General features: G+C 45.5%; 20 protein-coding genes. 5 read left to right on the top strand and 15 right to left on the bottom strand.

The window, feature by feature from the left end:
• Positions 1-9: 9 nt before the first annotated feature.
• The 10 genes from ACSR9A_RS25220 to kduI form a co-directional block, all read right to left on the bottom strand.
• Positions 10-906, bottom strand: a complete 897-nt coding sequence (locus ACSR9A_RS25220) for an ABC transporter permease (protein WP_445933873.1) — start codon at positions 904-906, stop codon at positions 10-12.
• Positions 907-999: 93 nt separating this feature from the next.
• Positions 1,000-2,604, bottom strand: coding sequence for an extracellular solute-binding protein (locus ACSR9A_RS25225; protein WP_473761257.1), 1,605 nt, complete (start codon positions 2,602-2,604; stop codon positions 1,000-1,002).
• 435 nt (positions 2,605-3,039) lie between these two features.
• Positions 3,040-5,274 (bottom strand): helix-turn-helix domain-containing protein, encoded by a 2,235-nt coding sequence (locus ACSR9A_RS25230; RefSeq protein WP_473760487.1) that lies wholly within the window; start codon positions 5,272-5,274, stop codon positions 3,040-3,042.
• 331 nt (positions 5,275-5,605) lie between these two features.
• Positions 5,606-6,439: an alpha/beta fold macrolide esterase gene (gene mle, locus ACSR9A_RS25235; RefSeq protein WP_473760488.1), complete on the bottom strand. Its 834-nt coding sequence runs from the start codon at positions 6,437-6,439 to the stop codon at positions 5,606-5,608.
• 325 nt (positions 6,440-6,764) lie between these two features.
• The gene (locus tag ACSR9A_RS25240; RefSeq protein WP_473760491.1) at positions 6,765-7,133 is read right to left on the bottom strand and encodes a DUF4180 domain-containing protein; all 369 of its coding nucleotides are present in this window, start codon (positions 7,131-7,133) and stop codon (positions 6,765-6,767) included.
• A 141-nt stretch (positions 7,134-7,274) separates the two neighbouring features.
• Entirely contained in the window at positions 7,275-8,783 is a 1,509-nt protein-coding gene (locus ACSR9A_RS25245; protein WP_473760493.1) for a malate:quinone oxidoreductase, read from the bottom strand.
• Between the two features lie 248 nt (positions 8,784-9,031).
• Entirely contained in the window at positions 9,032-9,961 is a 930-nt protein-coding gene (locus ACSR9A_RS25250) for an aminoglycoside phosphotransferase family protein (RefSeq protein ID WP_473761259.1), read from the bottom strand.
• 333 nt (positions 9,962-10,294) lie between these two features.
• Positions 10,295-11,050 (bottom strand): 2-dehydro-3-deoxy-D-gluconate 5-dehydrogenase KduD, encoded by a 756-nt coding sequence (gene kduD, locus ACSR9A_RS25255; RefSeq protein ID WP_473760494.1) that lies wholly within the window; start codon positions 11,048-11,050, stop codon positions 10,295-10,297.
• 33 nt (positions 11,051-11,083) lie between these two features.
• Complete coding sequence (locus ACSR9A_RS25260; protein WP_473760496.1) at positions 11,084-11,836, bottom strand: DeoR/GlpR family DNA-binding transcription regulator; 753 nt, start codon at positions 11,834-11,836, stop codon at positions 11,084-11,086.
• A gap of 1 nt (position 11,837) precedes the next feature.
• Entirely contained in the window at positions 11,838-12,668 is an 831-nt protein-coding gene (kduI, locus tag ACSR9A_RS25265) for a 5-dehydro-4-deoxy-D-glucuronate isomerase (RefSeq protein ID WP_341278866.1), read from the bottom strand.
• Positions 12,669-12,899: 231 nt separating this feature from the next.
• On the opposite strand from kduI, the gene ACSR9A_RS25270 reads away from it, so the two are divergent.
• Positions 12,900-14,216: a sensor histidine kinase gene (locus ACSR9A_RS25270; RefSeq protein ID WP_473760498.1), complete on the top strand. Its 1,317-nt coding sequence runs from the start codon at positions 12,900-12,902 to the stop codon at positions 14,214-14,216.
• The gene (locus tag ACSR9A_RS25275) at positions 14,206-15,102 is read left to right on the top strand and encodes a response regulator (RefSeq protein WP_473760500.1); all 897 of its coding nucleotides are present in this window, start codon (positions 14,206-14,208) and stop codon (positions 15,100-15,102) included. Before ACSR9A_RS25270 ends, ACSR9A_RS25275 begins: the two co-directional genes overlap by 11 nt.
• Positions 15,103-15,223: 121 nt before the next feature.
• Here the strand turns inward: ACSR9A_RS25275 and ACSR9A_RS25280 are convergent, their stop codons facing one another.
• The 3 genes from ACSR9A_RS25280 to ACSR9A_RS25290 are packed head-to-tail and all read right to left on the bottom strand — an operon-like array spanning position 15,224 to position 17,086.
• Entirely contained in the window at positions 15,224-15,838 is a 615-nt protein-coding gene (locus tag ACSR9A_RS25280) for an ABC-2 transporter permease (protein WP_473760503.1), read from the bottom strand.
• Positions 15,819-16,703 carry an ABC transporter ATP-binding protein gene (locus tag ACSR9A_RS25285; protein ID WP_473760505.1) on the bottom strand — a complete coding sequence of 295 codons (885 nt, stop codon included), beginning with the start codon at positions 16,701-16,703 and terminating at the stop codon, positions 15,819-15,821. The genes ACSR9A_RS25280 and ACSR9A_RS25285 overlap by 20 nt, the downstream gene beginning before the upstream one ends.
• Positions 16,700-17,086, bottom strand: coding sequence for a GntR family transcriptional regulator (locus tag ACSR9A_RS25290; protein WP_473760508.1), 387 nt, complete (start codon positions 17,084-17,086; stop codon positions 16,700-16,702). The genes ACSR9A_RS25285 and ACSR9A_RS25290 overlap by 4 nt, the downstream gene beginning before the upstream one ends.
• Before the next feature lie 311 nt (positions 17,087-17,397).
• On the opposite strand from ACSR9A_RS25290, the gene ACSR9A_RS25295 reads away from it, so the two are divergent.
• Genes ACSR9A_RS25295 through ACSR9A_RS25305 form a run of 3 tightly spaced genes read left to right on the top strand, consistent with a single transcriptional unit; the run spans position 17,398 to position 19,614 of the window.
• Positions 17,398-18,198 carry a transporter substrate-binding domain-containing protein gene (locus tag ACSR9A_RS25295; protein WP_473760510.1) on the top strand — a complete coding sequence of 267 codons (801 nt, stop codon included), beginning with the start codon at positions 17,398-17,400 and terminating at the stop codon, positions 18,196-18,198.
• A gap of 40 nt (positions 18,199-18,238) precedes the next feature.
• The gene (locus ACSR9A_RS25300; RefSeq protein WP_473760513.1) at positions 18,239-18,895 is read left to right on the top strand and encodes an amino acid ABC transporter permease; all 657 of its coding nucleotides are present in this window, start codon (positions 18,239-18,241) and stop codon (positions 18,893-18,895) included.
• The gene (locus ACSR9A_RS25305; RefSeq protein WP_473760515.1) at positions 18,892-19,614 is read left to right on the top strand and encodes an amino acid ABC transporter ATP-binding protein; all 723 of its coding nucleotides are present in this window, start codon (positions 18,892-18,894) and stop codon (positions 19,612-19,614) included. The genes ACSR9A_RS25300 and ACSR9A_RS25305 overlap by 4 nt, the downstream gene beginning before the upstream one ends.
• 122 nt (positions 19,615-19,736) lie before the next feature.
• On the opposite strand, the gene gtfA is transcribed toward ACSR9A_RS25305, so the two are convergent.
• Complete coding sequence (gene gtfA / locus ACSR9A_RS25310) at positions 19,737-21,206, bottom strand: sucrose phosphorylase (protein ID WP_473760517.1); 1,470 nt, start codon at positions 21,204-21,206, stop codon at positions 19,737-19,739.
• Positions 21,207-21,218: 12 nt separating this feature from the next.
• Positions 21,219-22,175, bottom strand: coding sequence for a carbohydrate kinase family protein (locus tag ACSR9A_RS25315; protein ID WP_473760520.1), 957 nt, complete (start codon positions 22,173-22,175; stop codon positions 21,219-21,221).
• Between the last annotated feature and the right edge of the window lie 20 nt (positions 22,176-22,195).

The raw sequence follows: 22,195 nt of genomic DNA on the forward strand, positions 1-22,195 counted from the left end.
TCTTATATTTTAAATGATGCTTTGGTCTGCCAGTTTTTTCGATAAGTAGTTGGCGCCTAATACAAACACAAGCCCGACAACTGCCTGGAACAAGCCGACGACCGTAGCAAGCGTATATTGTCCAGATTCAATGCCGATACGGTATACGAAGGTGCTGAGCACATCCGAATAATCCCGTACAGCGGTATTACCAATAATATAAGGACGTTCAAATCCGATGGCGATCATATTGCCCACGTTAATAATAAGGAGGGTAACAATGGTCGGCTTCAAGGATGGCAGCGTAATGCTCCAAATTTTTCTCAGTCTGCCCGCTCCGTCAACGTCAGCCGCCTCGAACAACTCCCTATTGATACCTGTAAGAGCTGCCAAATAAATGATCGTACCCCAGCCAGCACTTTGCCATACGCCGACGATCAAATACGTAATTAACCAATCGTTTTTGTCAGTAAGAAAAGGAATCGCTTCAAAGCCTAGCGAAGTGATGAAATTGTTTACCATACCGGATTGAGTACCAAACACTTGGTAGACGATCCCGCCGATAATAACCCACGAAATAAAATGCGGAATGTACAAAATCGTTTGTGAAATCTTTTTGAACCAAGCCGTTTTGAGCTCATACAGCATAATTGCGATAAACAACGGAGCTGGGAAAGATACAAGCAGGTCCAAGAAATTAAGCATGAGCGTATTGCGCAGCGTCTTGTAAAAGTCCGCCATTGCGAATACTTCCTTGAAAGCATCAAGCCCTATCCACTTAGAACCATTAATGCCTTGGAAAAAGTTGAAATCCTTAAATGCGATAATGATGCCATACATCGGCCCGTATTTGAAAATTAAGAAATAAGCAACCGGTAAAATAAGCAGCATATATAATTGCCAGTATCTGCGTAAATACACGCTCATGTTCAATATTATCCACTCCTATCTGCTAACGATTAAGCTCGGGGACGGGATTTATATCCATCGTCCCCGAGCTGCTTATTGCAGGCGTTCTATTTATTTCATAGCCTCATAAGCTTTCGTGCGTTCATCCAAAATCGCTTGACCGCCGGCTGCCATATAATCCTTCATAATCGATTCAAATGTGCTTTCGAATTGATCCGGTTTCACCATCGTTGTTTTTACGACAATTTCATTGAACTTGTCACGCAGTGCCGCACCATATTTGGCTTGGGCTTCAATCGGATGGTCGAACAAGACAGGCTTAATGGTATCCGATCTAGAAATCGTCAGTGCTTTGCGAGTTTCTTCTTGGAATTTCTCAGGCATCCCTTGAACATATGCTTCAACGTTGCGCTCTGAATCGCCCAACTGCTTTCCGTTGGAGATAATGGCCATGTCACCGCCGTTGTATACGCGGTTTTTCACATCTGTAGGAGCATCTTCATTCAATACCGGGATACCATCCTTCAGTGTGTAATTTTCGCCTGCTACGCCGTTTTGAATGGTAAGCAGATTATCTCCCGAAGCCATCCAATCCAAGTACTTGATTGCTTCAACCGCGTTTTTGCTGCTCTTCGGAATCATGAGATACATGCCAACTGGCGCATATTCCGGCTTCGGATGCTTGCCCTCAGAATTTGTATACACATCAACGGAGGACAGCTTCGCGTCTGGAATGTTCGTTTGCAGCGTCGAGTACAAGCCATCTGGGTAGAATGGGTTCATATCATCTTCGCTGAAGAAACCGACCAAGCCCTTAGACGCATCCTCGTTCAACTTCTTCTTGTCTTCATCAAGGCTAAAGTCTTTGCTCATTAGTCCTTCGTTATAAAGCTTGTTCATGAATTTTAAACCGTCTTTGAAGCCAGGAAGCAGGATCGGAAAGTCATTTGATCCGAGCTGCTGGATCTGCGTGTAGCGCTGTTCGTCAGTAACAGGTTGAATGAAGGACCATAGGAGCGGCTCATATTGAGCAGATGCTAGTGCCATACCGAGCGGAATAACTTTACCGCCAGTTTGACCCGGATCTTTTTCTTTAAACGCTTTCAAAGTCGTGTAAAGCTCATCTGTCGTTTGTGGTACAGGCAGGCCTAGCTTGTCGAGCCAGTCTTGACGAACGAAAGATGCATATTTCCCCAAATGCGAACGTTTCGCTGGCAGTGCAAATTGCTGGCCTTTATAGTTTCCGTAAGCCAATGTTTCATCACTAAGGAATTTTTTGAGGTTTGGACCATGCTGATCAAGCAGCTCGCTAAGGTCAGTCAAACCGCCTTGCTGAGCGTAACGGTAAAAAGTACCCGAATCATATGTGAATACGATATCCGGAACATCACTTCCGCTCGCCATTAGAACGTTAAGCTTCTGAATTTCCTCCGAACGTGGAATCGGAACAAATTGAACATCAATGTTATTTGGCGTGCCGAAGTTGTCCTGAACGTAATTCGTTAAAAAGTTATTTGTAATAGTCAAACCAGAAGGAGTATTGCCCCGATCGAATACTTCCACCTTAAGTGTAACTTTCTTGCCGGAGGTCGCTTCGCCCCCTGCTGCTTCATTACCCTTTTCATTGTTGCTGCCGCATGCACCAAGAATCATCGTACCTGCAAGCGTAAGTGCTAACAAAACGCTGGCTTTCTTTTTCCCCTTCACAACTTTCATCATTTGATTCAACCCCTCTTTCTTTTCCTTTATTTTGCTACCTTCACTCGATTATTAACCGAAAAAATGAAGCACATTTGAACGCGCTTTCAATCGTCGCTTGCTAACCGTGATTAGGAAGTGGCCTCAGTATGACACGGTATATAGTACGCTTGCAATAAACCAGTTTCGGAGCGGCAAACCGTTACGCCGAACCCTTGCCCAGTAAGGCTTTTGACGAGTAGAATAGATCATTTTCCCGATATAAACCGTTTTCCATAAACGCCGAAAAAGCCCGTCATAAAGCCATTTCCGATGATAAACTCTATTCGTGCTAAACAAAAAGAAGCAGCCGCTCGAACATGCTTTCCTGTTCGAGCGGCTGCTTCTATAAAAAGCTCATCCATTCGTATTTACGTGTGATTGATGAGCTGAACGACTATTTCTCTGCACACATTAGTTCAGAGCTGAAGGACGCATTTTAAGCTTTCGGAATTCGCCTGGCGTTACACCCGTTATTCGTTTGAATACCCGGCCGAAGGTAATGGAGTTCGCATAGCCAACCTGGAGTGCAATACCTTGAATCGTCTCATCGGTATTCACCAGCAAGCGCTCTGCTTGCTGCATGCGAAGCTGAACAAGAAAATCAACAAACTTCATATCGTACTCCAGCTTGAACAGGTAGCTTGCATATTTGCCCGATATTTGAAAGCGGTCGCTCAAATGATTGAGGGACAGATCGGGATCAGCGAAGTTTTCCTGAATGTAGGCCTTCATATCCGTTATCATCGTTTTGTAGCTTTTCGTCTCACTCATGGCCACATAAGCATCGTAGAGATCAGCCAAATACTCTAGCAGCAGCTCCTTCATTTCTAACAAAGTCGAGGCTGTCTTTAGTTTGGCAAGCAGCGCAGATGTGCGTTCTCCATCCAAACATTCATTCAGTGATTCTGATAAATCCTTCAGCTCACGACTCAGCATTTGCATGAAGAGCTGCATAAGCGAATGAATATCTTCATCTTTGATCGCTTCCGTACTGAGTCGTTTGAACAATTGCTCTAATGTATTGCGCCAGCTTTCATTGGTCAGTCTGAATTCCTGCAAACAATCGGTACACATTTGGATGTAATTGAACGTACCGTGCTGTCTTCCCTGTGGAATATCACCGCTGAACGTAATCGCATCAGTTCCGATGCAGAGCTGATATTCCATACCGGTTAGGGCATCGCGGTAGGATTGTCCGATTCGGCTCCATTCATTTACGATAGAACCAATCCCAATCGACAATTTAAACCGCAAATGCTCCCCTACCCATTGCCGCGCAACGACAGCAGAAGCCTGAAGCTGATCCTGCATGCGGGAATCGTCATTCGAAACCGCGAACACAAAGGTGATAAGATCCGGCGCCAGCCATTCTCCCCATCCCTGCAAGCCTTCGTTATGCGCCAACTCTTGCATGACATTTCCGAGCGCAAATTTTAGAACATTTTGCTCATTAAGCGTGTTTTCAGACTGAAATTCATCGTAACGGTTCAGCTTCACAACCATAACGGCATACCGTCCAGCGTCCGGCAGCAATGCCAGCTTTTGCATCCGCTCGTTCGTTTGCCCATTTTGCTCCCCGCTAATCAGCTCGTTAAAAAGCTGCCTGCGCTGAAGCATCATGCTTTCACGCTGCTTCTTTTCGTGATCCAACGACTGAACGATTAAATTTTCAAGCGCGCGGTCAATCATCGTTAGATCATCTGTCAGAACCGCTCCTCCGTCGCCGCTCCGCAGCTGCAGCGCCTGTATTCGATTCATCATTAGACGAATCGGCTTATAATTGCGGCGCGTCACCCAAATAATGTAAATTATAGCCGCTACAAAGGTCAGAACCGCCATAATGACCCATGCATACGAGACGACTGATACCCAACCGAGCAATTGGCCCGCTTGAATACCGCTCTTGAACGTCCAGCCTAAAGAAACTGACTGAATTGTGGTCAGTACGCTGCCGCCGTCGGACACATCTGCGCTATTGTTCACTGGATAGATAAGCTTATCAGCCGTATCTGTAATTCGTATGAAGGATACCTGACGACTCGTCATGTTTTCTATTATTTGCTCAATCGCGTATAAATTCACATTAATGACAAGCAAGCCTTCTTTTCCAAACGGAAAAGGAGCCCGCTTATACATTGTAATGACCCTCACTGGCTTCAGGTGTTCGTATTCACGGTATTCACGGCTTGTCGACCACCCTTGATAATCACGTTTGGCTTTCGCTTGCTGCACAAAATCACGGTCGCCAAACTCATTGAGCTCCGTTTGCCCGCTTTCCGTCAGCACCATATTGTCAGATTCCCTGTACAGGTAGATGGACTCGATAAGATCGCTTCCCTCCCTAAGCGAGCGCAAGCTATGAACGACGGCGTATCTGACGTTTGTTTCGATCGATCCATTTAAATATCCCGCATAGTTCGAATTTTTGACCGCCTCATTCATCACATCATACTCCACCCCGCGGATAGCTCGTTCGACACCGTCCACCACATAGCCAGTGGTGACACTGTCTGCTTTTTCTGTCTCAGACCGCGATATTTCATTCACCGCAATGAACGATAAAAAAATGATCATTGACACGGTAAGCACCAAAATTGGAAAATACGATACAAGCAACCGGAAGTACCAGTTGTTAAGCTTAAGCATATTCAACCCCCTACAAAGAGTGAAATTATTGTAAGCGTTACCATTTGTCGCAAAAACCCAAGGTTAAGCGGTTTACTTTGTGATTCTATTGTAGCACAGCCCATCTTGAATCGAAATACTTTTCAAAAGCTGAAATAGTCGTTCACGAGTGGCGCCAATGATTATTAAGCATCATGCTGAAGCATTCTCTTTACTTCCTTAAACTAGAAATAAGAGCAGCGGCTGACGAATCGTCGCCACTGCTCTCATATGTTCTTACAGCATCCGTTATTGTACCCCACCGCAGCCATTAAATCCAACGCATCTTAAGCATCGTTTATAATGAATTCCGTCATAACGTATGGTTAATGATAGCATCAATAATCTTATCCCATTCGCAGTGATGAATTTCATGTCCTGAGCCCTCAAGGGTAAGCAGAAAGCTGCTTGGGATCGTGTTCGCAAGTGAAATTCCATGTTCATAAGGAATAATCGGGTCCTCTGTGCCGTGTATGATGAGCGCGGGGACATCGATTTCAGCCGTTCTAGCCAAATAGGAAAAATCGCCTGTTACCACGCTATGATTGTTAATACTCCCCATATTGCTGCTTCTTTCTACCTCCTGTTTAGCCAACTGATATATGCGATCCGCATCGAGTGGATGCTTTGAGCCCACTAGAACTCTCCACTTACTAACTGAAAAAGAAATGACAGCTTCATCATTAGACCAGTCGATCTCTTCAGAATGAGCGAAAAATTGCGCCACCTTCTCTTCCATTGGAGGAAGACCCTCTGCAAAATTGGATGTTGCAATAAGCGAGACGGTAAGCACTCTTTCGCGATGACGCAGAGCGAGTATTTGCGTTAGCATGCCTCCCATAGACATACCGACGATATGCGCTTGCTTAATGCTGTAAGCATCAAGTATACCAACCGCATCATCAGCCATATCTTCAAACTTATACCCCGGCTTTCCAAGCTCGTATACGGTAGAACGCCCAACATCGCGGTTATCAAAACGAATAACAAAACGTCCTGCAGCTGCAAGGCGCTGACAAAATTCATCTTCCCACCACACCATTGACGCTTGGGCTCCCATAACGAGCAAAAGAGCTGGATGAGCGGGGTCCCCAAAGCTTTCCGTACATATTTTAACACCGTTAATGTTTAGTAGTTGTTCACTCATTTTATAATTCCTCCATTACTAAAAATAAAAAAACACAGGCCAGCTGGCTGTGCTTCCAGTAATCGAGAATAGGAGCAGCGGCTGACGCATCGTCAACCACTACTCGCATATAACTAAATAAGGTTACCATGAGGTAAACTATTCTCCGATTACTACGCACAGAACATAGCCGTAACACGTCTATTCCATTCCTTGTGCAGAGCTAAAAATCGAAAAATTAGTTTAACACACGTAACCCTCCATTCCTATAAATTGGGTTTATTTTATCATACGCGTTTTTTATCTGTCAAATGATAAGTATGACTGGTCTTCAAGCCTTCTCTTGTTAAGTCATATTGTGCAAAGCTAGAACAGCAGCCTGTGTGTCCCGTAAAAACAATACCTGCTTACCATTATTGCATTCATAAATAAAATCTTTCAAGCTCTTGCTTTCATAGGTATCAAAATCTCCAACGATGGCCAGCTTCACCTTATAATTTACATATTTCTGTAAAATATCGCCTGCAAGCCTGGTTTTGAGCTCAAAGAAATCTTCCGTTATATTTGCTTTTTGCAGCAAAATTTTATGACATTCGTGATGGTAATTAACAGAAGCCATTAAATCCAGCGCATCTTGAACATCGCGAATAAGCAGATCCGGGCTTTCTATAACTGCAACTTTAGAGCTACCTTGTTGGTCGATAGTTATGTTCATTTTTCATTCGCCTCCTATATTTAGTGTAGCACTAAATATGCGCATCTGGAGAAAATTCCTTTCACCGTGCTTGGAGCTTCGGCCACAAAAATAAAAAGCGTCCGGATTTCCGGACGCCTCTCATTTATGAACCACTGTATTTTATAACACCTGCTTGACTGGGCCCTTTTCACTGTGTAGATCCAGTGTCCGTGCAGTCGACGTATGAATTTCGTTTATAAGCTCTGGATTTTTCAATAGCTGCACACCATAAGAAGGAATCATTTCTTTTATTTTCGGTTCCCACGCCTTCATATGCTGCGGGAAGCATTTCCCCATCAGCTCAAGCATGACGGAAACAGCAGTAGAAGCACCTGGAGATGCGCCTAGCAAAGCAGCGATTGAGCCATCAGCGGCATTAATCACTTCCGTACCAAATTGAAGTGTTCCTTTGCCGGCAGCTGTATCTTTAATGACTTGTACACGCTGGCCTGCTACTACTAACTCCCAATCCTCGCTTTTGGCATTCGGGACAAATTGGCGTAATGCTTCCATCCGCTGTTCTTTTGATTGCATAACTTCCTTGATCAAATATTGGGTCAATGACATATTTTTCACGCCTGCCGCCATCATGGTGACCAAATTATCCGTTTTTACGGAAGCCAGCAAATCCATCATGGAGCCGTTTTTCAAAAACTTTGGCGAGAAGCCGGCAAACGGTCCAAAAAATAACGATTCCTTCTTGTCGATAAATCTGGTGTCCAGATGTGGAACAGACATTGGCGGAGCGCCAACTGGCGCTTGACCATATACTTTTGCATGATGCTGCGCCACAATCTCCGGCTTCTTACACACCATAAATATGCCGCTTACCGGGAATCCTCCAATGCCCTTTCCTTCAGGAATACCGGATTTTTGCAGCAAATGTAGGCTTCCGCCTCCGCCACCGATAAAGACAAATTTCGCAGTACGGCGCTCGATGGAGCCATTATCTACATTGCGTACTTTCAATTCCCACGAGCCGCCCTCGACACGTTTAATATCATCCACATTATGCTTGAATTTGATATCGACGTTTTTACTTTTCAAGTGTGTAAACAACATCCGCGTTAAAGCGCCAAAGTTGACATCCGTACCGGATTCGATTCTAGTGGCCGCTATAGGCCCATTCAAAGTCCGTTCCTTCATTATAAGCGGAATCCAATCCAGCAGCTTTCCCGGGTCTTCGGAATATTCCATTCCTTGAAACAAGGGGTTGTTAGACAACGCTTCAAAACGTTTCTTCAAAAACGTTACATCTTTTTCCCCTTGAACTAAGCTCATATGAGGCAATGGCGTAATGAAGTCCCGCGGATTACGGATTAGTTGGTTGTCCACAAGATAGGACCAGAATTGCTTGGAAACCTGATACTCTTCATTGACTTTTATAGCTTTGCTAATGTCTACGGAGCCGTCAGGTTTCTCCACGGTGTAGTTAAGCTCGCACAAGGAAGAATGCCCCGTTCCTGCATTGTTCCATTCGTTAGAGCTTTCTTCCCCTGCGCTTGCAAGTCGCTCAATAACTGTAATTTCCCAGTCCGGTACTAATTCTTTCAGCAGTGACCCCAAAGTCGCACTCATGATACCGGCACCAATTAAGATAACGTCTGTTTTGGTTTGTCTGTTGCTCATTTCTACCGTCCTTACACACTAATATTTGAAGAAAAAATGTAGGCTCTCCAGTTGATCACTATTATTAAAGTATTAAGATATTTACTATTATAAAGCCTTTACATAGCATTCACAACAATAGGTAACATGTTACAAAACGTTTGAACATTACTATTATCATATCACAAAAATCACTCACTGTTAGTACTGATTTTGAACATAGCTGTAACGTTGCAAAATACAACCGTTACAGCCCCTCTCCTGCCATTTCAGCCTTCTAAAAACTGCAATGTCCGTCTGCTTTGATAATCAGCGAGGCCTTTGGCGAATGATTGATCCGGAAATCCTCGATGAAGCAGCTTCAAGCCACCTGAGGTTAAAGCGATATGATGATGCAATTGATAAAATAACATTCGGTTATGATCAAGAGTATCATTTTTCAAATAACGGTAAAAATCCCTAAAACGTATTTCTAAAAAGCTATGCTCATGTTCAATATCATAAAATCCAGCACCTTCGATATCGATGAGATAGGGCTCTAATTGGTCCGTAACCAAGATATGATCGGGACCAAGCTCCCCATGTATAAATCCATAGCGATTTCTAGGCGCGATAAGGGCTTCAAGCTCATGCAATTTTTCGAGCAGCCTGCTTTGGTTTACTCTGATACTTTCAATATGATTGACCGCATAGGATAACTGCTCTTTCGCATTTTCCAATTGCAATAAATGACAGCTCCCCAGATGCTCTCCGACTTGATTAGGCTTTCCATAGCCCTGTCTTTCGTTGGCGTGCATGCCAGTAAGCATATCTCCGATACGCTCAAATAATTGGTCTTGAGCTCTTGTATCGGAGTGTTGAAAATAGTGTTCTGCCTTATGTCCATTTACGTACTCCACGAGGGCGTAATCAAAATGGTAGCGGCTTCTTTCCGTATTTAGATTATAAAGAGCAGGGGTCTGAATGCCATGTGCTCTTAAATAACGATTATTCATTTCAAATAAATGACTGCCATAGGATTGGTCAGCTACAGAAGAGTTTGCTATTTCCTCTTGAAAAAAATTCATGCTAAGATCCCATACATATAAAACGCAGGAAAAGTGATTGGTGCAGTCTATTTTGTAAACGACCTTTTGTGCACCTCCATGCATTTTGGATACATGTGCAACTACATAATCGGTGCCAAAAGTCTTCCCCACATACTCCTGTAAATCATCAAGCTTGAGATGGCAAAATAAATCCACGGAACAACACTCCATTCTTATTCTTTTGCCGGCACCTCAAATTTATTACAAATTTCACCAAAAGTATAGACTGTTTCTTTGCGTTCTGTTATGATGTTGAATAAGTTCTCGAAAAAAATAGCCATACATAAAAGCATTAATGAAGCGCTGGAACGGGATAAGAAAAACAATTTATAGTGCATTACATAAAGAAAGCCCAAAGCAAAGCTATTAAAAATAAGTAACCGCCAACAGCAGGCCCCTAAGAGGAGCCGCTCTGGCGGTTACTTATTTTTCAGCTTGTAAAGACTAGCGGTTCATCCATCCGCCATCTACGCAGAGGACGTGGCCATTCATATAGTTCGATGCAGCGGAGGCGAGGAAAATCGCCGGCCCCATCATGTCTTCGGATTCACCCCAGCGGGACGCTGGAATACGGTCGAGAATTTGCTTGCTGCGAACCGGGTCCTCGCGAAGCGCCTCGGTGTTGTCTGTGCTCATGTAGCCTGGAGCAATCGCGTTCACCTGCACATTTTTCGAAGCCCATTCGTTGCCAAGCGCCTTTGTCAGACCAGCAACCGCATGCTTGCTCGCGGTGTAGCCCGGCACATTGATGCCGCCCTGGAACGAAAGCATCGACGCAATGTTGATGATTTTGCCTGAGCCCTGCTCAATCATATGGCGTCCAGCCAGCTGGCTGAGCACATAGACCGAATTCAGATTGACATCAAGCACCGCCTGCCAGTCTTCAAAGCTGTGATCAGCAGCAGGCGTACGGCGGATAATGCCCGCATTGTTGACCAAAATGTCGAGGCGGCCAAGTCCCGCCAGCGTCTGTTCGATAATACCCGGCAGCAGGCTGCGATCAGATACATCGGCTTGAATCGATACCGTTTTGCGGCCAAGCGCCTGAATTTCCTTCTCTACATCTGCAGGAGGCGTGCTGTTCGTAACCAGCGCAATATCTGCTCCCGCTCTCGCCAAGCCTACAGCAATTGCCGCGCCCAGACCACGTCCGGCACCTGTCACAATCGCTGTTTTTCCTGTCAAATCGAAAAAGCTCATCTCTGCACCATCCTTCTTTTCTACCTGTAAAAATTAGGATTTTTCAATACGCACGCCCTGCTGCTCGTATTTGGCAGCGACAGCCGGATCAATGTGCGAATCGGTTATAATCGTATGGACATCCTTCAACGCGGCGAACGTAAGTAGCGCGCCCTTGTCGAACTTGCTGTGGTCGGCTACGCAATAAATTTCGCGCGAGCATTCCATATAAACCTGCTTGAGCTTGGCAAGCTCCTCGGTGAAAATCGTCAGCCCGTACTCCAGGTGAATGCCTGTCGTCGATAAAAACAGCTTATGAACATTCAGCCGCTTGACCCACTCCTGCCAGTCCGTGCCAATGAGCAGATTTTGAAAACGATAGCCGCCGGGAATGACGAGGCGGATCTGCTCCTTTGCCGTCAGCTCGCGAATAATGAGCAGATCATTCGTGAGCACGGTCAGCGGCATGTTTTTGAGCCGCCGCGCGATTTCAAGCGTCGTGCTGCCCGCATCCAGCGCAATAATATCATTTTCAGCAATATGGGTTAACGCCTGCTCGGCGATTGCCGCCTTCTCTTGCTGATGCTTGCTGTTCGGATATTGCAAGGGGAACAAGCTCTCCTCATCTGGAGGAAGCACTGCTCCGCCATGCATGCGCTTCAACAGCCCCTTCTCCTCCAGCTTCTCCAAATCCTCGCGTACCGTCTTTTCCGTCACCTTGAAACGCTCGCTCAGCTCGGATACTTTGACGCTGCCCTTCTCCTCCAGCTGAATAATAATTTGTCGATGACGTTCAGCGGCAAGCATGTTACTTAAGCTCTTCCATTTTCACAGCGTCCATATCCGTGAACGTGTAGTTCTCGCCTGCCATCGACCAGCAGAACGTGTAGTTGCTCGTGCCAACGCCCGAGTGGATTGACCATGGTGGCGAAATAATCGCCTGCTCATTGGAAACGACCAGATGTCTCGTCTCCGAAGGCTCGCCCATCATATGGAATACGCGTGCATCTTGGTTCACATCGAAGTAGAGGTAAGCTTCCATACGACGGTCATGTACGTGCGAAGGCATTGTGTTCCAAACGCTGCCTGTTTTGAGGCTCGTTACGCCCAGCATTAATTGACAGCTTTGAATGCCATCGCCATGGATATACTTGTACAATACGCGCTCGTTGGACGTTTCTAGGGAACCAAGGTGAGTAGGGTTCGCTTCTTCCATCGTCATTTTGCGAGTCGGATATTCCGCATGCGCCAGCGCCGAACAGAAATACAGCTTCGCTGGATTTGCTTTGTCCTTGCTTGCCAGCTGAACGTCACGCTTGCCTTTACCTACATATAAAACATCAAGACGGCTAAGCTCGTACGACTCGCCATCAACGGTAATAACAGCATCGCCGCCAATGTTCAGGAAGCCAATTTCCCGGCGCTCCAGAAAATATTCGGTTTTCAACGTATCTCCCGCTTCCAGCGCCAGCTTCTCGTTCACAGGGAACGCGCCGCCAACAACCATGCGGTCATAGTGCGTGTAAACAGAAGTAAGGCGATCCTGCTCAAACAGGCTTTCGATCAAAAATTCCTGACGAAGACGCTCCGTCGTATATTGCTTTACATCCGTTGGGTTAGTTGTGTGGCGAATTTCCATATTAATAGTTCCTCCTCAAGGATAATAAAATGAAATGATCAGGCGCACCTGAATAGGTTTGAAAATGTTCGTTTTAATAATAACACACTTTTTCAAACTTAAACAATCCCCCTTACAGCATTCTTCACAAAAAACCACTGATGGGGCCGCAACGACACTATTCAAAAATGCCTTTTTTTATGTTAGGGTATATATCATCAAAGATCGCCATTTAGGAGCGGAGCGAGCTAAATGTATTCTTTATTTCGCAATGAAAAAATACAAATGGTCGGCATCGCCCTCGCAACAGCCATCGGGGCCGAATTCAGGATCACTCCGTTTAGCGGGGATTTTTACCGCATTGGGCTCGGCGTCAGCATCTTTTTATTTTTTTTGCTGCAATTTCGCCATCTTTCGTTTGTCAAAACGGGGTTTCTAGCCGGTATTGCCGCTGTCATCTTCCAATCGGTGGAGTGGCTGATCTACACGAATTCCACTTCCCTATTAGCTGGCCTGCAAAATAATGCTCCCGCCGCCCTATACTATACCTTCTTCGCCTGGTGTCTCGGCAAGCTGCTGGGAGGCTCCAAGGAAATTCAGCCGCTGGCGCTGGGCGCACTCGTTACACTTGTGGACTTCTCCTCCAATTTACTGGAGCTTCTGTTTCGAAATTTTTTTCTCGGCACAGCGCCCTATCACTTTAATGAACTGGCCCTGCTGCTTATAACGGCTGTTATTCGCAGCTATTTTGTCATTGGGCTGTACAACAGCATTGCCATCCAGCAGTTCAAAATGCTTCATGGAGAGCAGGAGAAGCGCATAGAGCAAATGCTGAATGTTGGTTCCAGCTTGTATGGGGAAGCGTTCTACCTGCGGAAATCGATGGATAATATTGAAGGCATTACGGCCAGCAGCTTCGAGCTGTACGACAAGCTGCGGCAGGAGCAGCCTCTGCTCGCCAAGCAGGCGCTCGTCGTCACCCAGCAAATTCATGAGGTTAAAAAAGATACACAGCGTATTCTCGCCGGGCTGCTTAAGCTGTTCGATAATGAGACGCTTACCCAGATGAGCCTCGTGGAAGTCGTGCATTATGTGAGGAAAGGCAATGTGGAATATAGCGAAATGCTGGGGAAAAAGATTGCTTTTCAGCAGCGAGTGACGCTTGATTTGATTACGCCTCATTATATTGCACTGCTCTCTATATTGAACAATTTGGCAGCAAATGCCGTTGAAGCGATTGAAAGCAGCGGCTCCATTGACATTGAAATCAGCCAGCATGGCGACAAGCTGATTATGATCGTTGCCGATTCAGGCAGCGGCATACCGCCTGAGGAACTCGCGCTCGTGTTTGAACCGGGCTTCACCACCAAATTTGATCAAACGGGAATTGCAGCAACCGGGATCGGATTATCCCATGTGCGCGATATTATTACTTCATTTGAGGGCTCGATTCGCGCAGAGCAGCTGGATGATGGGCCGGGTACCGCTTTTATCGTCGAGCTGTCCATTGCTGCGCTAAACCATCCAGGTACAACGCCAAACTTGAAGGAGGCGCTCCATGTCCATTAGCTTCGTAATCGTAGATGATGATGCCGTCAGCAGACGTATGCTGCACAATATAATTGAACAATCTGGTTTGGGCGAAGTATTGGGTACAGCTGGAGGAGGAGTCGAGGCAGTGATGCTGATCGATGAGCTGAAGCCCGATGTTGTGCTGATCGACATGCTCATGCCCGATCAGGACGGCATTACGACGATCGACCAGCTCCGGGCCATCCGCTACGGCGGCAAGTTTATTATGATCTCGCAAATCGATAACAAGGATATGGTTGGAAAAGCCTATCGCAGTGGCATTGAATTTTTCATCCATAAGCCTATCAATCGCGTTGAAGTGCAGGCTGTTCTACATAAGATGAATGAAAGCTGGAAATATGAGCGTTATGTGACGGAAATGAAGCAGTCGCTCGCCAAGCTCGATATTATAGAGCGCCCGCCAGCCGCGCAGGAGCGCAGCATTCGCGAAGCCGCCCGCCTTATTTTAATGGATATGGGCATTATAAGTGAAGCGGGAAGCCGAGATATGATCGCTGCCGTCGAGCATTTGGCCACGCAGCCGCAGCCCGCTGCTTTCCCTCCATTAAAGGGATTGTATGAAGCCGTTGCTCGTACCAGCAAGCAAAGCCAGAGCGACATTGACAAGGAAAGCAAGGCGATTGAGCAGCGGATGCGCCGCGCCGTCATGACGGCGCTAACCAATATCGCCTCCATTGGGCTGACGGATTACAGCAATCCAAAGTTCGAGCATTACGCTCCGCTATATTTTGATTTCAAGGATGTTCGGCTTAAGATGAAAATGATGGATGAGGAAGCAACGCCCGATAAAGGCAAGGTCAATATCAAAAAGTTTCTTCAAGTGTTCTTTATGGAAGCGATGGAAAAAATGAAACAAGCGTAAACGGCTGCCGCTTTCCTCTGGCGGCAAGCTAACGTTTCGCGTAGAAATAGAGAGAATGGATCAAAACATCATATCCTTTCCTATATTTCAAGCGTAAACGGCTGTCGCCGTCTTCTGGCGGCTAAGCTGCCCCTTTTTTCTCCAGAAAGAAAAGGGAAAGACGGTAGGAAACGAAAAGCAGCAAGCAGCTTACCGCTAGAAGGGCTGCACTTACCGGCAGTGGAAAGCTGAGCGTATTAGCACTGCTGGACACAACCCCCATGGATAAGAGAAAAGTCATAGGAATGGCCAGTACAATGACCCCTACTACTCGACTTATTCTAAAACCAAACCCATAATAAACCGGATAATAAAGGGCAGAATAAAAAGAGATCAGGAAAAAAGTGATTGGAATATAAGAAGAAGCATACACCGTATCTCTTCCAAATATTACATTATTGATGACATATCCGGAGACGCTAGCGACAATTCCTATGCTTGCAAATAAAAGCACGGCTGCATATTTCGCCTGAACGATCGATTTGCTGCTGACAGGCAGGCTGGCAATGACGATCATGCTTTTATTTTTAGCATCCAAGCTAGAGGAAAAGGTCATGAGCATTATGGCTGAAAGCGCAGCTACCAAAATGAAGGAAACGTGGTTATTTAGTACGAAACCAAATAAATACAAGTAGAACAATACAAACAAAAAATAATAGCGCAAAATAAACAAATCCTTACGTAATAGCAGCAGCATAGCCCTTCTCCCCCTTAGCGGTAAAATACATAATATCCTCTAGCGTAGGACGACTAAGCTGCGCACCATCACCCACCATAGCAGCTATTTCATGCCCTCGATCTGTTAGACCCTCAAACCCGACGAGCGATTCCCGAATGCCGATAAACGCTGCTTTAACGCTTGGAGCCTCAAGCAAGCTTATCGGCCCTTTCACTAGCACATACCGCTCCTGAATTTGCTCCTTCGACTCGTTAAAGACCAGCCTGCCGCGGTGCAGAAAGGCAATATAATCGGCAATTCGGTCCAGATCGGTCGTAATATGGGTCGAAAATAAAATCGATTTCCGCTCATCCAGCATGATTTCTGCCAGTAAATCCAGCAGCTCGCGCCGGAAAACGGGATCTAGCCCCGCTGTCGGCTCATCCATTATGAGCATATCCGCCTGATGGGATAGCGCAAAGGCAAGTGCCAGCTTCATTTTCATCCCCTTGGAAAGACTGCGTATTTTCATTTTTGGCGACAGCTCAAAGCGCTCAAGCAAACGGGAAAAAGCGTGATCGTCCCATTTTTTATAAAACGGGGCTATAATATTTTTCATTGAATGGATCGATATATGCTCGTAATAATGGCACTCATCGGATACAAAGCCGATTCGCTGCTTAATTTCGGCCTCCTGTAAGCTTAGGGACTGTCCAAAAATCGCTATTCCCCCCGTATCCGGACGGGTAATGCCCATAATCATTTTAATTAATGTCGTTTTGCCTGCTCCATTCGGGCCAATCAGCCCTGTAATGTAGCCCTGCTTGAACGAACAGGATAGCGGTTCAATACCGAACATTTTAAACTGCTTGGATACTTCGTTCAGCTTAATGATGTCGCTCATATGTCCAAATCTCCTTCCTCATATAGCAGCTGGATGTGCTGCTGAATTTCACTCAGGCTCAGGCGCAGCGCCTTCCCCTCTTTAATGACCGCGAGCATTTGCTGCTCCAGCCGCTTCATGCGCTGCTCTCTAACAAAATCGGCATTAATGCCCGTTACGAACGAGCCTTTGCCAACGACCGAGTCAATAAGCCCTTCCTTCTCCAGTTCCTCATAAGCCCTCTTCGTTGTAATGACGCTGATCTGCAAATCCTTGGCAAGCTGCCTAATCGAGGGCAGCGGCTGCCCTGAGCCAAGTGTGCCGTTCAAAATCAGACTGCGAATTTGCTGGGTGATTTGTACATAGATCGGATCATTTGAAGCGTTGGATAAAATAATGTTCATTCCCATCACCATGCTTAGCTGTTTAATGTATATATAGTATATATACATTATATTCTTCGTATATGTCAATGACGCTTGGCTATACTAAGCTTCGAGCGAAGTACGCGCCTTTTTTCTGTTTTCATGAATAGCCGCTCTTAGTTGCGTAACCTTATCTAACAGGATTTATGACAGCATTGTAAATATAAAACGCTTACAACTTTCTCCGACATTATTTTCTGTCGGATTTTATTATTTTATATAGTCGGATCATTAAAATAGGTGGCAGAAGGTTAATAAGTCTAACATTAATGGAAATGGGGTTTTCATTTATGAAGAATATCGGATCACTTTTAATTACCGGCCTGCTTGCTCTTACCCTTAGCGCATGCGGCAGCAGCAGCGAAAATGCACCAGCCGCCTCGGATGGCACGGGATCATCGAATGAAGTTGTAACGTACACCATTGGAACCGATGCTACGTTTCCACCCTTTGAATACGAGCAGGACGGCAAATATGTCGGTATCGACATCGATTTAATCCATGCTATTGGTGAGCTCGAAGGCTTTAAGGTTGATTTGAAGCCGATGAACTTCAAGGGCATTATCCCCGCTATTACAGCTAATCAGCTTGACGCAGCTATTGCTGGCATCAGCATTACCGATGAGCGCAAGCAGGTTGTAAACCTGTCCGATACGTATTTTGAAGCGGGCTTGTCGCTGGTCGTACATTCGGATAATGCTTCGATTACGAAGCCAGAGGATTTGAAGGGCAAAGTCATTGCGATTAAAAAAGGGACAGCCGGCTCTAAAAAAGCCGAGGAATTAGCAAAGGAATACGACATAACCCTTAATTATTTTGACAGCAGCCCAGCTATGTTCCAAGAGGTAGTCAACAAAAATGCCGATGCTACCATTGAAGATTTCCCTGTCATCTCCTACAAGCTGGCAGTTGATCCAAACGCAAACTTGAAAATCGTTGGCGAAAGGCTCACAGGCGACCAATACGGCATCGCAGTGAGCAAAGACAACGAGGAACTGCTGCAAAAAATCAATGACGGAATCAAGAAGCTGAAGGAAAGCGGCAAATACGATGAAATCATTAACAAATATATAGGAACGTCTGCAAAATAAAGACGAAGACATCCTGTGAAATGAAGGAGCTGTGAATTTCATGATGTCCTCGTGGCAAGTTATTGTAGATGCGATGCCCTTGCTGCTGCAAGGGTTATGGATAACGGTCAAAATTGTTGTCATCTCGCTGCTGATTGCATTCGTAATCGGATTATTTACGGGATTGATGAATACATCATCGAATAAAATTTTAAAGTTTATAGCAACGCTTTATATCGATATTATTCGCGGTACACCGCTGCTCGTTCAAATGTTCTTCATCTATTTCGCCCTGCCAGCCTTTCTCGATATCCGCATACCTGCGGAGACAGCTGGGATCATTGCGATCAGTGCCAATGCTGGCGCCTATATTGCGGAAATTTTCCGCGCCGGCATTTCGTCGATTGATAACGGACAGCGGGAAGCCGCTCGCTCGCTGGGCTTAAGCCAGGTGCAGACCATGCGCCTCGTTATTTTGCCACAGGCGTTCCGCCGCATGATTCCCGCTTTCGTCAATCAGTGTACGATCAGCATCAAGGATACTTCGCTGTTGTCCGTTATCGGCATTAGGGAGCTGACCCAGAGCGGTGAAATTATCATTTCCACCAACTACCGCGCTTTCGAAATTTGGGGAACGGTCGGCGTCCTGTATTTCATCATTATTTACGGTATCTCACGCCTGTCCCGTGTGCTTGAAAGGAGGCTGAGCCTGAAATGATCATTGTAGAGGGTTTGAAGAAAAGGTTTGGCGACAACGAGGTGCTGCGCGATATTTCCACCACCATTTCCGAAAAGGAAGTCGTCTGCATTATCGGCCCTTCCGGCTCTGGCAAAAGCACCTTCCTTCGCTGCCTTAATTTGCTGGAGGAAGTGACGTCCGGCGTTGTGAAAATCGGCGACGTAACCGTCACGGCTCCTAAGACGAATATTGACAAGCTGCGGCAAAATGTCGGCATGGTGTTTCAGCAGTTCAATCTGTTCCCGCATTTGACGGTGCTGGAGAACATTATGCTTGCGCCCAAGCATATTAAGAAGGCGAGCAAGGAGACGAACGAGAAGCAGGCATTAGCGCTGCTGGATAAAGTCGGTCTTGCTGCTAAAAAGGATGAATATCCCGCTCGCTTGTCCGGCGGACAGCAGCAGCGTGTCGCAATCGCTCGCGCGCTGGCGATGAATCCGCGAGTCATGCTGTTCGACGAGCCAACGTCTGCACTCGATCCGGAAATGGTCGGCGAGGTGCTTCAGGTGATGAAGGATTTGGCTCATGAAGGCATTACGATGGTCGTCGTAACTCATGAGATGGGCTTCGCCCGCGAAGTCGCTGACCGTGTTATTTTTATGGATGGCGGTTATATTGTTGAGCAAGGTCCGCCCGCTGCGATTTTTGATGCGCCGCAGCATGAGCGTACGCAAGCTTTTCTGAGTAAAGTGCTGTAAGAAAGGCAATTTTCACAAATAACGATGATTATTGAAAAAGAAGCTTTCACTCCCCATAGTCACGTGGAGTGAAAGCTTCTTTAAGTTATTTTAGCCGAGGTCTGCTTGCCAAAGCTATCTTGTTATAAAACATATTGAACGGTCCTACCCTCGATATCCGAATATTCAATGACAGACTGATTTGTATGAAGATTTATAAACAAACTGCAGGCCCAATTATCTTTTTCCCATGCCAATCGAACTTCATCCTTAGATGAATCCAACACAGTAAATTTCCCATTAAAAGCTTCATACTCATTTCTGAACCTGATTAGCTTTAAAAGTCTCTGCACGACTTCTTTTTTAAGCGACTGCTCAATTTCCTCCAGGCTAAAATTATGGCGGTTAATTTCACGGCCTTCTCCGCTTTTCTTTACACCCTCAAGGTCATTTTCCCCTGCAAGTAAACCAACATAGTAAACCTGAGGCACTCCTGGTGCAAAAAATTGCACAGCTCTGGCTGCTAAATAAGCGTCATCGTCCCCATTCAAAACAGAGTAAAAACTGCATCTAATTTGATGAACATCAAAACCATCGTCAGCCTTGTGCTCGTCCGATAAAATAAGGCTGAGATTGGAGCCTCTTTCTAAGCAAACATCCACTAGCTTCCTTGCCTCTTGCGTATCTATGAGGTCATCCATATCTGGTTTAACCGGAATTCCATCATGACAGTCGAGCATAGTGAACTGCTTCTCAGGCCGGGTTTTAAGATAATGACACAGCTCCTGGCTGGATTTATTAATCAAGGCATCTAGCACTCTATATGGCAGTATAAAATCATAGATCCAGTAGCCGCGCTCTGCCAGCTTGTATTGGGTAGTATAATGAGCGTGTACCTCAGGAAGCAAATCTATTTCTAACGAATTTGCGAGTTCCATCATCCAATCAAGAAATTCGTATATTTCCGGCTCAACGAAGAAACAGCTCGTTCCAAGCTTTTTAATCACATATCCGACCGCATCGAGTCTGACTATTTTTACATTTTGCCGCTTAAAATTCATGAAGAAATCTGTAATCAGTTGTTTGAACAGCTGAGAGTTTATATCTAAATCAATTTGCTCCGATGGATCTGTTTTTCCAAACGTCGTCCAAACCTTCTCTTCTTCCCCTGTTTCCGCAATGGAATAGGAGGAATAAGGTAATGGCCGCCGCAAGAACATCTTGGCAATATCCTCTTGAACTGGCTCTCCTGCCTCCCAAAGCTTATCCAAGGTTAGAAATAAATCAGCAAATTCGGATTTCCGCCCTTTTTGGAGAAAATCCTGAAAATACTCCGATTGCCTTGAAATATGGTTAACCATTAAATCAACCAATACATCGAAATGATCTCCAATGGCTCTGATATCCTCCCAAGTACCAAAGCTGGGCTCGATTTCCAGATAAGTCAATGGAGCGAATCCTCTGTCTCCTGAGGATGGGAAAGGCGGTAGAATATGAATGCCACCTTTAAACACATCTGAAAAATGCTCAAGAAGGACATGGTTTAGAGCCTTCAAGTCTCCTCCCATTGAATCGGGATAAGTAATAAGCTGCACCTGATTTTTCACGGCCATATTGAGAGCCTCCTATATTCCATATCTTTCTTTTATGACCTCAAGCTTTGGCAAATCCACGACTGCACCCGTATATTTCAACTGGTAAGCGCTGACTGCAAAGCCTAGGCTTATCGCGTCTTTAATGGTGTATCCTTTAATGGCCGCCGTATAAAATCCTGACCAGAACGCATCTCCTGCTCCTGTCGTATCCACAACCTCGGTCGCCAAGGAGCTGTATTTAAGCGTCTCCAGTCCATTTGAAACGATTGCACCATCCTTACCCAAGGTCATGATGACTAGCTTTGCACCCAGATCCAGAAACTTTTTCAGCTGGTTTTCAGGGGTGTCTTTTCCAAACAATCTTTCTGCATCATCCTCAGAAGGCTTTATAACATCAACCTTGCCAATGATGGACTTCACATATTCGATGCCATCTTCGCCGCTTTTCCAGATCATGGGATGATAGTTAGGATCGAATCCTATCCATATATGATTTTCACTCGCTATCTCAATAACTTTTTCGATCGTATGACGCGCAGGCTCCATCGAAAGAGGCCAGCAAGAAAAGTGAACGATTTTTGAATTCATTAAGGATTCATGAAGGACGGTATCAAAGGCCAAATGATAATCAGCCCCTCTATAAAATATAGGGACAGGTGTTGATGTACTCTTTGTTAAAACAACCATACTGGTTGAATCATTGACTCGCTGGATACCACTCGTATCAATATCCATCTTTCGCAATTGCTCGATTAAAAAAGACCCTAAACCATCTTTCCCTACAGCAGAGGCCACAAGAGAATGGATGCCTAGCTTCTTAACATTCATAGCGATATTCGAAGGCGACCCACCGAAAAACTTATTAAACGTATTGCCTTCAAAATTTTCATCATATTGTGCAGCTATCATATCGATAAGAAGTTCCCCAACCGTTAATAGATCATTCCCATTATTTCCAAACGATATTTTATCTTCAAACCCAAACACATCATCTACTCCTCTTGTCT

This window comes from Paenibacillus sp. R-74696, from assembly GCF_055814915.1.